A 14582-nucleotide genomic window follows, 5' to 3' on the forward strand; every position below is an offset into this window, starting at 1 on the left:
GTGATATGACCCTTCCAACACTCCAGGAAACGGCCAGTGCCCGCCGGTACGTCGTCCTCGCGATCTGCTGCGCGAGCCTGCTGATCTCGGTGATGGACATCTCGATCGTGAACATGGCGCTGCCCGCGATCCGGGACGATCTCGGCGCATCGACGGCCGGTCTGCAGTGGACCGTCGACGCCTACACGCTGGTGCTGGCGAGCTTCCTGCTGCTGGCCGGCTCCACCGCGGACCGGTACGGACGCAAGCGCATGTTCCGCCTCGGTCTGACCGTGTTCGGCCTCGGCTCGCTCCTCTGCAGCCTCGCCCCGAGCATCGAGGCGCTGATCGCCGCCCGCGCCGTCCAGGCCGTCGGCGGCACGCTGCTGAACCCGGTCGCGATGGCGATCGTGGCGACCGTGTTCCCGGAGCGCGCCGAGCGGGCTCGCGCGATCGGGATCTTCGGCGCGACCGCCGGCCTGTCGCTCGTCCTCGGCCCGATCCTCGGCGGCGCGCTCGTCGACGGTCTCGGCTGGCGGTCAATATTCTGGGTGAACCTGCCGATCGTCGTCCTGGCGGTGGTCTTCACCAGCTTGTACGTGCCCGAGTCCCGGGCCGCGCGTGGCCGCCGCTTCGACCCAATCGGCCAGCTCCTGGTCGTCGTACTCCTCGGCAGCGTGGTGTCCGCGATCATCGAGGACAACGGGTGGCGTACGCCGTTGATCGTCGCGGCTGCCGTCGCCGCGGTCCTCCTGATCGCGTACGAACGCCGCCGCGCGGAGCCGTTGCTCGAACTCCGCCTGTTCCGCAGCGTCCCGTTCAGCTCGGCCGTCGTGATCGCGATGTTCGCCTACACCGGGTTCGGCGCGTTCCTGTTCGTCACCACGCTCTACCTCCAGAGCGTTCGCCACCTGTCCGCCCTGGACGCGGGCCTGTGCCTGTTGCCGGTCGGTCTCCTCATCTGCGTCCTCTCACCGCTGACGGGCCGGGTCGTCGGCGCGCGCGGCCCACGCCTGCCGCTCGTCGTCGCCGGTACGGCGCTGACGCTCGGAGCGCTCGCATCGCTCACGATCCAAGCGTCCACACCGCTGCCGAACGTGCTTGCGGTCTTCCTGTTCTTCGGCGTCTTCCTCGGCACCATCAACCCGCCGATCGCGAACTCGGCGGTGTCCGGGATGCCGGGGTCGATGGCCGGTCTGGCCGGTTCGCTCGCCTCGGTCGGCCGGCAGACCGGTACGTCGCTCGGCGTCGCGATCGCCGGATCGATCGTCGGTGCCACCGCGACGACCGATCCGCGACGGTTCGTCCGCGCCGAGCACATCGTCTGGTGGCCGACGCTCGCCATGGGTCTCGTCGTACTGGCGCTGGCTCTCGTCAGCACGAGCCGCCGCGCGCGCCTTACCGTGCAGGAGCTGTAGGCGGCAGACCGAAGTACGTGACGAGGCTCGGGGTGCTGAAGACGTGGATGTGGGTGATTCCGGTCGGAGTGGGCGTGAGTACGGCGACGCCGTACGGATCGCCCTGGAAATAGCTGCCGACCGCGGGCTGGCCGTTCGCGATGATCGGGATCATCCGCCAGTCACCCGGTGCGCCGACCGCGGAAGCCAGCAAGCGCATGCACATCACGCGACCGTTGAACCAGGCCGTCGTACCGACCATCTCGATCGCGGCGTCCGCGCGGAGAGCGCGTTCGAGGGCTGCGGTGTCGGCGTTCTCGAAACCGGCGATGTAGTCGTCCAGCAGTGCTAGCGATTCAGGATCGGTCGGCGCCGAGACGTCACCCTGTGACGGCGCCTTCTCGTCCAAGCGGGCACGGGCGCGTTGAAGCGTGCTCTTCACGGCCGCGACCGACGTGTCGAGCATCGTGGCGACCTCGGCGGCCGGAAACGCGAGGACCTCTCGCAGGATCAGTACGGCGCGCTGCTTCGGCGGCAGGTACTGCAGGGCGGCGATCAGCGCCAGCCGCAGGCTCTCCCGGACGGCGACGATCGACGCGGGATCGGACACGACCAAGGTCTCGGCGATCGGCTCCACGAAGCGCACCGTTGGATCGTCCGGCGGCACGCCGGGACTGAGGTCGGTGGCAGGTGCTCCCAGACCGGAGGGCAGCGCGCGGCGGCCGCGCTGCTCGAGCGCGGTGAGGCTCACGTTGGTCGCGATGCGGTACACCCAGACCCGCACCGACGAGCGGCCCTCGAAGTCGTCCCACGACCGCCAGGCCCGCAGGTATGTCTCCTGTACGGCGTCCTCGGCCTCGTGCACGGACGCGAGCATCCGATAGCAATGCGCCAGCAACTCCTTGCGGAAGGGCTCGGTCCGGTCAGCGAACTCAGCGTCCTCCGTCATCACAGCTCCCTGAGTCATGACAGCCCCAGCACCCGACGAGCAAAGCTTCCCATCCGCTGGATCGCATCGTCCGCCTCCGGCGCGCGTCCGGCCGCCATTTGGAACGTGTGCTGCATCTCCGGGAACACATCCAGCCGCACCTCGACCCCGGCCTTCTCGGCTGCGGCCGCGAGTTGTTGCGCGTCGTCCAGCAGTACTTCGTCCCCGCCGACCTGGATGTAGATCGGTCCGAGCCCGGTCAGGTCGCCGTACAGAGGATTCACGAACGGGTCGCGCGGCGAGCCGTCCGGTCCGAGGAACATCCACGCGAGCCCACGGACCAGGTCCCGGTGGAAGAACGCGTCGCGGTCGCGGTTGGTGTCGTACGACGCTCCGGTCGCCTCGAAGTCCACCGCCGGTGAGAACGGCATCGTGCCGGCGGGAAGTGGCAGGCCGGCCGATCGCGCGCGTAACTGGGTGGTGATGGCGAGGCCACCGCCCACCGAGTCACCCGTGAACACGATGTGTTCGGGCGCGATTCCCTGGTCGAGCAGCCAGCGGTACGTCTCGACCGCGTCGTCGACCTGGGCCGGATGCGTGTGAGCCGGCGCCAGCGGATAGTCGAAGACCAGCGCCCGCGCCCCGACCGCACGGGCGAGGTGCGCGAACAGCTTCCGGTGCGAGTACTGCGATCCGCCGATGAAACCGCCGCCGTGCAGACACAGCAGCACCCGGTCCGCCGCGGCGCCGTGCGGCACGATCCACATCGCCCGCCGTCCGGGCACCGCCAGGTAGTCCACCTCCGGCGGCTCGGTCGTCAGCCCGGCCCAGCGGTGATCGGCCAGCTCCTGATCGCCGTCCTGGATGTTCTCCTCAGCCGCCTTCCGGTTCGCGGCCCAGTGCCGCAGAACCGCTTCCGACTCCTTGCTCGCCATCGTGCATCCCTTTCGTTGCAGGTCTGTCACCGGTATTGACCGAGGACACCGCGAAAAGGAATCGGTGTGCTTGACTGGACTATGAGCACGCCGCTGTCCGGCTCTGAAGAACGCACGTGGGCGATGGTCGCGCACGTCGGTGTGCTGATCGCGGCCTGGCTGGCGATGGGGTTCCTGTGCCCGCTGATCATCTGGCTGGTCTTCCGGGACCGCTCGGACTTCGTACGGCGGCATGCGGTGGAGTCGCTGAACTTCCAGATCTCGCTGCTGATCTACTCGGCGCTCGCGGCGGTGCTGATCTTCATCACGTTCGGGCTCGGCGTGCTGATCGTCGTACCGCTGGTCGTGATCGGCGCGATCGCGGCGCTCGTGGTGATCATCCTCGCGACGGTCGCCGCGTCCGGTGGGAACGACTACAGCTATCCGCTGACGATCCGCTTCATCCGCTAGACGGATCTCGCTGGACGGGGCCGATAGGGTCGGTCCGGTGGAGCTCATCGGGCAGGGGATGGAAGGCGCCGTCTACGATCTCGGCGACGGGACCGTGCGGAAGGTCTGGTTCGATCGGCGGCCGGAGGACGTGCGCCCGTTGAAGGCGTTCCTCGACGAGTTGCCGGAATTGCCCTTCCGGACGCCGCGGATCCGGGAGATCACGGCGGGGGAGGACGGGCTCGCGGTCAGCGTCGAGGACAAGTTGACCGGGGTGCCGCTGCACGAGGCCGGGCTGCCGGAAGACGTTGCGCTGGACGCGTTCGTCGCAGTCGTGGAGGCGTTGCGGGAGGTGCGACCTGGGCCGGCGAGCAAGGCGATGCCGGTAGTGGGGCAGCCGTTCTGGGGGCGGTCCTGGGGTGAGAGTCTGGCGGGCTTGGTACGACGTCGCGCCGAAGCGTCCCGTGCTCACCTGGAGCGTGATGTCTCCGGTTTCCCAGCATTGCTGGACGACGTGCTGCACGGCCTGACCCAGCTGGAGGACGCGTCGAGCGTCGTGCACGGGGATATCTGTCCGCCCAACCTGCTGATGGATGGGCAGCGGGTGGCGGCAGTGCTGGACTGGGGATTCCTGTCGACCGCAGGGGACAGCACATTCGAGGCGTCGCTGGCGGCGGGGTTCTTCGACATGTACTCGCCCGACGCGCGCCGGCTCGACGACCTGCTCACCGCCCGGTTCGAGGACCTTGGACACGATCGAGAGCGGATGCGGCTGTACCGGCGGGCGTACGCGATCATCACCGCCACGATCTACGACGAGAACGCCGGCGACGGCCACTACACCTGGTGCGTCAATCAGCTCACGAGGTGATGGGTGAGCCGTTTCTGAGGTTGTGGAGCTGGTCCGGCGCGTCCAGGAGCATCGGGAGCCGGCGGGCATTGAGCGGCGAGACCAGGCCGGCCAGTTTCTCCGGTGCGTGCCACGAGATGCCCCGGATCTCGAACCCGTCCGGCTGCAACCTGTCGATGAGAGACGGGTCGTGTACGCCGCCGTCGTACAGGATCTCGACGGCGTCGCCCCAGCCCTCCCAGCGCGGCAGCCAGTCGATCGCGAGTACGCCGAGCAGCGGGAGCGCCGTACCGAGCTCCTCCTCCATCTCGCGGGACGCACCCGTCGCGGGGTCCTCGTCCGGCTCGACCACCCCGCCCGGCAGCTCCAGGTCCTTCTTGTAGCTGACCTGGCACAGCAGCACCCGTCCACCGGTGTCGCGTACGACGACGTGCGCGATCACCCGCTTCTTCGGCAGCGTCGAGTCCATCAACGCGGTCCAGCCTGTCACCGTCTCCGGACGCGGATCGTCGACGCGCATCCCGTACACGGCGACATCGCGGCGTTCGCCCTCCACGAGCGCGGCCCCGCGCAGGACTCCCTCCCGCCGGAAACCGGACCGGACCGCGACCCGGGCGGAGGAGTGCAGCTCGGGGTCCACCTCGACCTGCAGCCGCTCCAGACCGAGCTCACCGAACGCGTACTCGCTCACCAGCCGGAGCGCGCGCTGCGCCGCGTCGGAGTTCTCCACCGCCCAGACCACCAGGCCGACGCCGGGCGTGGTCCGGCGTACCTCGACCGTGCCGACCGGTGCGCCGTTCTCGACGTCGAAGGCGATCACCTTCGGATCGTGGCGCAACAGTCGCAGGGTCAGGTCACCATCGGTCAGCGGCGGTACGGCGGTCACGCCGTGAACGCTACCCGGTGAACCGCAGGTACACCGTCGCCAGGGGTGGCACGGACAGCTCGGCGCTACTCTCCAACCCGTGCCACGGCGTGCCGTTTGCTTCGACCGCGCCGAAGTTGCCGACACCGGATCCGCCGTACGAGGTGGCGTCGGTGTTGACGACCTCCTCCCAGCGACCGGCGTACGGCAGGCCGAGGCGGTAGCCGTGGTGCGGGATCGCGGAGAAGTTCGCGATACACGCCACGGTCGGCTCGCCTTCCGCGCCGTACCGGAGGAACGAGAACACGTTGTTGCCGGCGTCGTTCGTGTCGATCCAGCTGAACTTCTCCGCGTCGTGATCGGTCCGCCAGAACGCCGGGTTGTCCTTGTAGACCCGGTTCAGGTCGCGGACCAGGTCCTGCAGGCCCTTGTGGTCGCTGTGCTCCAGCAGCCACCAGTCCAGCTCGCCCTTCTCCGACCACTCCGACTCCTGGCCGAACTCACATCCCATGAACAGCAACTGCTTGCCCGGATGCGCCCACATCATCGCCAGGTACGCGCGGAGGTTCGCCAGCTGCTGCCAGCGGTCGCCGGGCATCTTCCGCAGCAGCGACCCCTTGCCGTGCACGACCTCGTCGTGGGACAGCGGGAGGACGAAGTTTTCGGAGTACGCGTACATCATCGAGAACGTCAGCTCGTGGTGGTGGTACTGCCGGTGCACCGGCTCGTGCTCCAGATAGCGGAGCGAGTCGTTCATCCAGCCCATGTTCCACTTGAAGCCGAATCCGAGCCCGCCGAGATGCGTCGCGCGGGTGACACCCGGCCAGGACGTCGACTCCTCCGCGACCGTGATCACGCCCGGGACCCGCTTGTAGAGCGTCGCGTTCATCTCCTGGAGGAACGACACAGCCTCCAGGTTCTCGCGGCCGCCGAACTGGTTCGGCACCCACTGCCCGTCCTGCCGCGAGTAGTCCAGGTAGAGCATCGAGGCGACCGCGTCCACCCGCAGGCCGTCGATGTGGAACTCCTCGGCCCAGTAGAGCGCGTTCGCGACCAGGAAGTTGCGCACCTGCGGCCGGCCGAAGTCGAACACCAGCGTGCCCCAGTCGGGCTGCTCGCCGCGGCGCGGATCCGGGTGCTCGTAGAGCGGCGTACCGTCGAACCGGGCCAGCGCCCAGGCGTCCTTCGGGAAGTGCGCCGGCACCCAGTCGACGAGGACGCCGATGCCCGCCTGGTGCAGCCTGTCGACCAGGAACCGGAAGTCGTCCGGGTCACCGAACCGCGAGGTCGGCGCGAAGTACGACGTGACCTGGTAGCCCCACGAACCGCCGAACGGGTGCTCCATCACCGGCATGAACTCGACATGGGTGAAACCCATCTCGTTGACATAGGCAACGAGCTCGTCGGCCAGCTCGCGGTACGACCTGCCCTTGCGCCACGAGCCGAGATGCACCTCGTACACGCTCATCGGCTCGGCGTACGCCTGCGCGCCGGCGCGCTTGGTCAGCCAGTCGGAGTCGCTCCACTCGTACGTCGACTCGTGCACGACGGACGCGTTCGCCGGGGGAGTCTCGGCCAGGTTCGCCATCGGGTCGGCCTTCTGCCGCCAGACGCCGTCCCGGCCGCAGATGTCGAACTTGTACCGCGTACCCGGGCCGACGCCGGGCACGAACAGCTCCCACACGCCGGAGCCGCCGAGCGAACGCATCGGGTGCGCGCGACCGTCCCAGAAGTTGAAGTCGGCGGTCAGCCGGATGCCCTGCGCGTTCGGGGCCCAGACCGCGAACGACGTACCCGTGATCTGCCCGGCCGGGCCGTCGTACCGGCGGACGTGGGCGCCGAGCACGGTCCACAGCTGCTCGTGCCGGCCCTCGCCGATCAGGTGCAGGTCGACCTCGCCGAGCGACGGGAGGTACCGGTACGGGTCGTCGACCTCGGTCGCGGGACCGTCGGTGTAGGTGACCTCGAGCCGGTAGTCCGGGACCTTGTCGATATCGAGTACGCCGACCCAGACCCCGTCGTGCTCGTGCCGCAGGTCGAGCCGCTGGCCGTCGTACAGCACGGTCACGCTGTTCGCGTACGGGCGGAGCGCGCGGACGGTGACGCCGTGCTCGCCGAGATGCGGGCCGAGCACCTGATGAGGATCGTGGAACGTGCCGGCGACCAGTCGTTCGAGATCGGTCCGAGCGACCGGAACCGCTGTCACCACAGGCTCGTCGGCCGCCACCACCGGCACCTCAAAAGCTTCACGCTCTCCCATGAACCCCATCCTGCCCGATCCGGACCCTGTACACCGCACCCCGTACCCGACGAGTCCCGAAGTACACAAACGGTCAAAGATTTCGGGGTATTACCGTTCGGCCAGCTGCGCGGCGGCCGACAGCGGGATCGGCAGCCAGCTCGGGCGGTTACGGGCCTCGTAGAGGGTCTCGTAGATGACCTTGTCCGCGAGGAACGCGTTCAGCAGCACGCTGTGCTCGCGCGGATCGCTGCCCGCCGTCTCGGCGTACCCGTCGCAGAAGGCCTGCTGGTTGCGGGTCACCCACTCCGCCGCGCGGTACGCGATCTGCTGGTCGCCCTGGTGATCGGCCAGCAACGACCGGGCCGCGTAGTCGAACGACCGCAGCATGCCGGCGATGTCCTTCACCTCGGTGTCCAGCGCCCGCCGCTCGACCAGCGACTTGGCCGGCTCGCCCTCGAAGTCGATCAGCTTCCAGCCGTCGATCGTCCGCAGCACCTGCCCGAGATGGAAGTCGCCGTGGATCCGCTGCACCGTCACCGGCTGGTCGTACGCCGCCAGCGCGTCGAACGCCCGCGCCAGTCCGTCGGCGTACGGTGCGAGCTCCGGGATCGCCGCAGCGGCCTTGTCGAGCCGGCGACGCATCGCGGCCGCGTGCTCGACCAGCTTGGCCGGCTCCCAGATGTCGGTGCCGAGCGCCTTCGCGAGCTCGGAATGCACCTGCGCCGTGCTCGCGCCGAGCCGGTGCGACTCGGCGGCGAAGTCACCGCCGACCTCCTCGGCGTGCAGGTCCGCCTCGGCGTACAGGTCGCGCACCGACGACGTCGCGAACGTCCAGCCGTCGGTCGCGCTCTTCTGGAACGCCGTCATCATCGCCAGTTCGCCGCTGTCGGTGCCGCCGCCCGCCCGCGGCCACCGACCACGCGCGGACCCCAGCACCGCCGGGACCAGTTCGGACCCGGCCTCGGTGAGCGCCGACTCGATCTCGACCCCGGGGTTGCTCCCGGGCTCGAGGCGCCGGAACACCTTCAGCAGCGCGACATCGCCGAACACGAGCGAGGTGTTGCTCTGCTCGACCGTGAGGACCAGCGACTGCGCGTCCTCCGGCACCTTGATCGACCCTTCCGGCGCCTGGACGGGATGGAACTCCAGCCCGTCCAGCTGCCGTCCGTGCGTGAGCCCGTCCAGCCAGTACGGCGTCGCTTCCTTGTCGTGCAACGCGTCGTACACCCAGACCTCGGTGTCGTCGAGGTCCGGCTCGGTCCACTCACCGACCAGCGCGTGGCCGAGGTTCTCGACCGGCTCGCGGTGGTAGCTGAGCGGCAGCTGGTACACCCGGATCGGGGTTTCCGCCCCGGGTGGACCCGCACAGTAGACGAATCCGATCCGGACCGCGGGCCAGGCGTCCGCGTCCGAGAGCCACGCCGAGGTGGCCATCGCTTCGACGTGAACGTCGTGTCCCTTCTCGCCGAACCACCTCTGGCCCGAGCAGAAGGACTGGACCTGGTCCAGATGGGAAGTCACTTAAATGCTCTCCTCATGCTTTTCCGACTGTGCTTCCGGCTTCGCCACCGGCAGCCGGAACCAGTAGAAACCGTGGGCGCCGAGGGTCAGAAGGTAGGGCAACTCGCCGATCGTCGGGAAGTGCACGCCGCCGAGAAGCTCGATCGGCTCGACGCCCTGCCACTGCCGCAGATCCAGCTCGATCGGCTGCGGGAACCTCGACAGGTTGTTCACGCACAGCACCACGTCGTCGCCGAACTCCCGGACGTACGACAGCACGCTCGGGTTGGAGCCGCCCAGGTCGGTGAAGGTGCCCATACCGAACGACGGGTGCTGCTTGCGGGTCTGGATCATCCGCCGGGTCCAGTGCAGCAGCGACGAGGCGTTCTCCATCTCGGCCTCGACGTTCACCGCCTGGAAACCGTAGACCGGATCCATGATCACCGGCAGGCTGAGCTTGCCCGGCGTCGCGGTCGAGAACGAGGCGTTGCGGTCCGGGGACCACTGCATCGGGGTGCGGACGCCGTCCCGGTCGCCCAGCCAGATGTTGTCGCCCATGCCGATCTCGTCGCCGTAGTACAGGATCGGGGAGCCCGGCAGGCTGAGCAGGAGTGCGGTGAACAACTCCATCTTGTTGGTGTCGTTGTCCAGCAGCGGAGCGAGCCGGCGGCGGATGCCGATGTTCGCCTTCATCCGCGGGTCCTGCGCGTACTCCGACCACATGTAGTCGCGGTCCTCGTCGGTGACCATCTCGAGCGTCAGCTCGTCGTGGTTGCGCAGGAAGATGCCCCACTGGCAGGTGTCCGGGATCTCCGGCGTCTGGGCCAGGATCTCGGAGATCGGGAACCGCGACTCCCGCCGTACGCCCATGAAGATGCGCGGCATCACCGGGAAGTGGAACGCCATCTGGCACTCGTCACCGCCGGAGTCCCGGTCGCCGAAGTACTCGACCACGTCGGCCGGCCACTGGTTCGCCTCGCAGAGCAGGACGCGGTCCTCGTAGTTCGCGTCCACCTCCTTGCGGACCCGCTTCAGGAACTCGTGGGTGCGCGGGAGGTTCTCGCAGTTCGTGCCGTCGACCTCGAACAGGTACGGCACGGCGTCCAGCCGGAAACCGTCGACGCCCAGGTCGAGCCAGAACTTCAGCGCCTCGATCATCGCGTCGCCGACGGCCGGGTTCTCGAAGTTCAGGTCCGGCTGGTTGGAGTAGAACCGGTGCCAGAAGTACTGGCCGCGCACCGGGTCCCAGGTCCAGTTCGACTGCTCGGTGTCGACGAAGATGATGCGTGCGTCGGCGTACTTGTCGTCGGTGTCGGACCACACGTAGAAATCGCCGTACGGACCCTCGGGGTCCTCCCGCGACGCCTGGAACCAGGGGTGCTGGTCCGAGGTGTGGTTCATGACGAAGTCGACGATCACCCGGATGCCGCGGGCGTGTGCCTGCTGCAGGAACTCCGCGAAGTCGGCGACCGTCCCGACCTCCGGCATCACGTCGGTGTAGTCCGAGATGTCGTAGCCGCCGTCGCGCAACGGCGAGGGATAGAACGGAGGTAACCAAAGGCAGTCCACACCGAGCCACTCGAGATAGTCGAGTTTCTCGGTCAGGCCTTGCAGGTCGCCGATGCCGTCGGCGTTCGAGTCCTTGAAGGACCGCACGAGGACCTCGTAAAAGACGGCCCGCTTGAACCACAGCGGGTCACTCTTCGTCAGTCCGTGGTGCTGCTCCGGCAGCATGTCGGTCACGCTCACCTCCATCGGGTGTCATCAAACCTAAGGTCCCGTACCCCGTTCGGGCGCACCTAAAAGGGGAGGGCAGTGCGTTGCGCCCGGACAACTCCCGGGGGTACAGCGATGATGTGGTGACGCCGTCGGCCGGACGGGTCCGCAAGGCGTTCCGCACAGTCTGGCGGCCCTTTGCCAGTACAAGCAAATAGGGCTCGCAATCCGGCTGTACTGCGATTCGATGACGGCAGTTGCGAACGGGCTTCGGGGCGGTCGGTCCAGCGCGGCGGGATCACCGCCGCGGCGACCGCTCCTCACGCTGTTTCGCGGTCTGCTGGGCCGCACCACCGCGACCACCACCACGCCGGTACCGTCGCAACAGCCCCCTGACGTTCACCGACCGCAGCCCCGGATACGCCTCGTCCGCATTGACGCTCCGCCCCTCCTGCCCTTCCCCCGGCAGAATGACGGCGTCCGGCGTCAGCACCTCATCCGGCCCCTGCGTGCCAGGATCAGGTTCGCTCCGGGACAGCTCCTCGCTCATCAGCCGGCCTCCTTCTCTCAGTCGGTCTCAACCGTGACGGTCAGCTGATCGGGCACGCCGATCTCCGCGACGAGGAGCACGATCGCTTCCCGGAGGTCCGCGATCGCGGCGTCACGGGTAGCGCCTTCGCCGTTCGCGAACGCTTCCGAGCTCAGCGCCGCCGCGGCGCACCAGGCGCCGTTCTCGTCCTGTACGACGGTGAAGGGCACGGTGATGTCGCGCTGCACTCCGCCTCCTGGTGATTCGGTGTTGGCGGAATCGTAGGACTGTTGGCGGGTCAGTTGTCCGGGACGTCGATGTCGATGACCAGTTGTTCGGGGGCGCCGGAATCGGCTACTGCGCGGGCGATCTGGACGCGGAGGTCGTCGAGGGAGGATTCGCGGGTGTCGCCCTCGCCGGAGACGAAGATGTCCGGCGTGAGCGCGGCCTCGGCGACCCAGGTGCCGTCCTCGTCCTGGCCGACGATGAAGGGAAGGTGGAGCTGGCGTCGCACGGTCTCTCCCGGGGTTGTTCGCGCGAGGGTCAGTCGCGCGGGTCCGCGGCCTTGCGCGGACGGCGGGTGTACTTGGTGAAGCCGGCCCGCTCGGCGTCGGCCTCGGTGCGGAACCAGACCTCTGGCTTGGTGCGGCCGTAGTACGGCGAATCGGGTGTGTGGAAGAGCATCGACTGCGCGTTGCCCTTGATCGTGAACCCGTCGGGCGGGCCTTGATGCGGCACCGCATCCGCCGATCCCTCGCCGTACCGTCCAGCTGGTACGTCGGTTGGCGCGTCCGGAGTCGTGTCAGCAGCCGGCTGGATGTGGTCGAACAGCGTCTCCTCCTCACCCATCAACTGCGAAAACACCGGCCGCTCAACCTCACCACGCGAAGCTGCGGGCGCTGCCGGAGTTGTCGAAGCTGCAGGAGCCGGGTCAACCTCGGGTCCCGGCGTCGCCGTCGGTTGCTCGGCAGGCGGTTCCGGAGTGGCTCGCTCGGCTGCTGGTGGGGTTGGTGCGGGTGTCGGGGGAGAGGGGGCGGTGGCGGCAGCCGGCTTGGTGCCGGTCGGCTGCTGGGTGGGAGCGGGGATTGCGGGGGCGGGGCTGCGGCGGTCGAGGAGGACCCAGGTGATGCCCGCGCCGACGACGAACGCGAGGAGGGAGCCCAGCCAGTTGTCTCGGAGTAGCCAGCCCATCAGCGTGCTCCTCCGGCCGAATGGCGGACGAGTCTGTGTACCAGCCAGGCGGCGGCGCTGCCCAGTACGAACGCGACCAGCAGCAGAATCCAGGTCTCGGCGATCAGCCAGCTCATCAATTCCCCTGTACTACTCGGATCTCGGCGCGGCGGTTCGCGACCCGCCCGGCGCCCGTGGCGTTGGATGCGATCGGGAACGCCTCGCCGTACCCGTGCGCGAGGATCCGGTCGGCGCCGACCCCGAGCCGCACCAGTTCGGCCTTCAGCGCGGCGGCCCGGCGCTCGGACAGCGGCAGGCTGGTCGCGGGTGAGCCGAGGTCGTCGGTGTGACCGGCCACCTCGACGCGCACCGTCGTACACGACTTGAGGACGGCGGCGGCCTTCACCACGGACGGCTTCGACGCGTTGTTCACGATCGACGTACCGGACAGGAAGTTGATCGGGTGCTGCCGGCTGAACTCGGCCAGCCGGCTCGGGAAGGTACGGCACGGCTCGCTGACCGCGCTCTTCGGCGGCGCCGGGAGCGCCAGTTCGTCCGCGATCACCGCACCCGGAACGGCAGTCGCCGCGGCCCGGCCGATCGTCGCCTTCGTCGCCTGGTCCGGTACCTGACCGGACAACGTCACGGTGTCCCCGTCGTACCGCACCGAGGCGTCACCGCTGCCGATCGCCAGCGCCCGCAGCAGCGCGGACACCGTCGACGCGTCGGCGAGCCCGGTCGCGGCGTCGATCGTCGTGCGGTCGTCGTACTCACGGTCCTCGCCGAGCACCTGGTCGACCTCGGCCGCGATCGCGTCCTTGACCGCCTGGCTCCGCACCGGCGCCTGCACCCGGATCGACCGATCCGTCCGCCCGAGCTCGAATGCCGGTACGTCGGATTGCGGCGGCGTACTGCTGCTGGTCGGAGCAGGTGTCGGCGTTGCGCCGGCCGCTTGCCCGTTGACGAGCTCGACCGACCGCACGCCGTCGACGCCGGAGACGACCTCGCGGACGACCGCCGGATCCACGCCGGACGGCACGGTGATGCGTGCGTTCCGGCCGTCGAAGTCGACGCCGCCGGTCTCGATACCGCGCGCCTTCAGGGCGGCCGTGGTGCGTTCGCGGAGGTCGTCCTCGGTGGTGCCGGCCCTCGCGGGAATCAGCACAGCCGTCAGCAGTACAGGGACTGCGAGGGCCGCGAGCAACCAGATGACGAGCGGCCGTCGAACGAGACCGGGCACTGTTCCTCCGTGGATGCGGTCAGAGTGACCGTGCGCGAGGAGACTACTCCGCTTGGCGGGCCGATCGCACACCTGTCCGGGGAGCGGCGCGAGGTTTTGCCAAGGTTTGCCTGTCCTGTCTCGGACAGGACGCATATGTGCCAGCCCACGGAGCGGCGAATCCCTTGACTTGGTTCGCGCCGTGAACCGTACTTGTGGCGGGCCGGTTCGACTGGGAGGGGCGAGCTTGTGATGCCGATCGAGAGGCCGTCCGATTCGTCATTGATCATCGGCGTGGCCGCGTCCACGGCCGAACGGGTACACCTGGCTCGCCTGCTCGGCGGAGCCGACGCGCTGCTGCTGGTCTCGAACGCCGACCAGGCCCGCGCATTCCTGGAGCTGACCGGCGTCACGGTCGCCCCGAGCGCGGCAATCAGTGCGGCAGGCGGCGTACCGGATGTGGCGGCGCCTGTTGAGCGCCGGATGCAGGCGGTGCGTGAACCTGAGCCGGTCGCCGAGCTGCGGCTGGACGTCCACCGCCGGGTGGTCCGCTGGAAGGACCGCGAGCTGCCGCTGACCCGGCTGGAGCACGACTTCCTGCACTGCCTGGTAGCGGAACCCGGCCGGGTCTGGACGTACCAGCGCCTGCACCACGCCGTCTGGGGCAACGAGCACCTCGGCCACGGCTCGCACATCCACTCGGTGGTCAAACGCCTCCGGCAAAAACTCACCAACCTCGGCGCCACCGTCTCCATCCACGCCGTCCGAGGCGTCGGCTTCCACCTCCTCCCCACCACCTGACCCTCACGAACTGGGGAATCCA

At 68.7% G+C, this 14582-nt stretch carries 15 protein-coding genes; 4 read left to right on the forward strand and 11 right to left on the reverse strand.

Going from position 1 to position 14582, the window contains the following annotated elements:
* The first annotated feature begins 5 nt into the window (after positions 1-5).
* Positions 6-1397 carry an MFS transporter gene (locus tag EV647_RS35460; protein ID WP_134010938.1) on the forward strand — a complete coding sequence of 464 codons (1392 nt, stop codon included), beginning with the start codon at positions 6-8 and terminating at the stop codon, positions 1395-1397.
* Here EV647_RS35460 and EV647_RS35465 read toward each other — a convergent pair.
* The gene (locus EV647_RS35465; protein ID WP_202876422.1) at positions 1378-2325 is read right to left on the reverse strand and encodes an RNA polymerase subunit sigma-70; all 948 of its coding nucleotides are present in this window, start codon (positions 2323-2325) and stop codon (positions 1378-1380) included. The two genes, EV647_RS35460 and EV647_RS35465, sit on opposite strands and share 20 nt — an antisense overlap.
* 14 nt (positions 2326-2339) lie before the next feature.
* Positions 2340-3239, reverse strand: a complete 900-nt coding sequence (locus EV647_RS35470) for an alpha/beta hydrolase (protein ID WP_134010942.1) — start codon at positions 3237-3239, stop codon at positions 2340-2342.
* A 66-nt stretch (positions 3240-3305) separates the two neighbouring features.
* Here EV647_RS35470 and EV647_RS35475 point away from each other — a divergent pair, with 66 nt between their 5' ends.
* Both EV647_RS35475 and EV647_RS35480 read left to right on the forward strand, forming a co-directional pair.
* Positions 3306-3689: a DUF4870 domain-containing protein gene (locus EV647_RS35475; protein WP_202876423.1), complete on the forward strand. Its 384-nt coding sequence runs from the start codon at positions 3306-3308 to the stop codon at positions 3687-3689.
* A 37-nt stretch (positions 3690-3726) separates the two neighbouring features.
* Positions 3727-4539, forward strand: a complete 813-nt coding sequence (locus tag EV647_RS35480; protein WP_134010944.1) for an aminoglycoside phosphotransferase family protein — start codon at positions 3727-3729, stop codon at positions 4537-4539.
* Here EV647_RS35480 and EV647_RS35485 read toward each other — a convergent pair.
* The 9 genes from EV647_RS35485 to EV647_RS35525 form a co-directional block, all read right to left on the reverse strand.
* Positions 4529-5404 carry a GNAT family N-acetyltransferase gene (locus EV647_RS35485; RefSeq protein ID WP_134010946.1) on the reverse strand — a complete coding sequence of 292 codons (876 nt, stop codon included), beginning with the start codon at positions 5402-5404 and terminating at the stop codon, positions 4529-4531. The genes EV647_RS35480 and EV647_RS35485 overlap by 11 nt on opposite strands.
* 10 nt (positions 5405-5414) lie before the next feature.
* Complete coding sequence (gene glgB / locus EV647_RS35490) at positions 5415-7643, reverse strand: 1,4-alpha-glucan branching protein GlgB (RefSeq protein ID WP_134010948.1); 2229 nt, start codon at positions 7641-7643, stop codon at positions 5415-5417.
* A 90-nt stretch (positions 7644-7733) separates the two neighbouring features.
* Positions 7734-9146 carry an aminoglycoside phosphotransferase gene (locus tag EV647_RS35495; protein WP_134010950.1) on the reverse strand — a complete coding sequence of 471 codons (1413 nt, stop codon included), beginning with the start codon at positions 9144-9146 and terminating at the stop codon, positions 7734-7736.
* Entirely contained in the window at positions 9147-10880 is a 1734-nt protein-coding gene (treS, locus tag EV647_RS35500) for a maltose alpha-D-glucosyltransferase (RefSeq protein ID WP_133790726.1), read from the reverse strand.
* 259 nt (positions 10881-11139) lie between these two features.
* Positions 11140-11391, reverse strand: coding sequence for a hypothetical protein (locus tag EV647_RS35505; protein WP_134010952.1), 252 nt, complete (start codon positions 11389-11391; stop codon positions 11140-11142).
* Between the two features lie 17 nt (positions 11392-11408).
* On the reverse strand, positions 11409-11618 hold the full coding sequence (locus EV647_RS35510; protein WP_134010954.1) for a hypothetical protein: 210 nt from the start codon (positions 11616-11618) through the stop codon (positions 11409-11411).
* Positions 11619-11668: 50 nt separating this feature from the next.
* Positions 11669-11884 carry a hypothetical protein gene (locus EV647_RS35515; protein WP_134010956.1) on the reverse strand — a complete coding sequence of 72 codons (216 nt, stop codon included), beginning with the start codon at positions 11882-11884 and terminating at the stop codon, positions 11669-11671.
* 29 nt (positions 11885-11913) lie between these two features.
* A complete protein-coding gene (locus EV647_RS35520; protein ID WP_134010958.1) occupies positions 11914-12561 on the reverse strand; it encodes a hypothetical protein in 648 nt (215 codons plus the stop codon).
* A gap of 115 nt (positions 12562-12676) precedes the next feature.
* Positions 12677-13780 (reverse strand): OmpA family protein, encoded by a 1104-nt coding sequence (locus tag EV647_RS35525; RefSeq protein ID WP_238177562.1) that lies wholly within the window; start codon positions 13778-13780, stop codon positions 12677-12679.
* Between the two features lie 231 nt (positions 13781-14011).
* On the opposite strand from EV647_RS35525, the gene EV647_RS35530 reads away from it, so the two are divergent.
* Complete coding sequence (locus tag EV647_RS35530; RefSeq protein WP_134010963.1) at positions 14012-14560, forward strand: winged helix-turn-helix domain-containing protein; 549 nt, start codon at positions 14012-14014, stop codon at positions 14558-14560.
* Positions 14561-14582: the final 22 nt, after the last annotated feature.

Source organism: Kribbella sp. VKM Ac-2566 (assembly GCF_004366005.1).
Classification (GTDB): domain Bacteria; phylum Actinomycetota; class Actinomycetes; order Propionibacteriales; family Kribbellaceae; genus Kribbella; species Kribbella pratensis.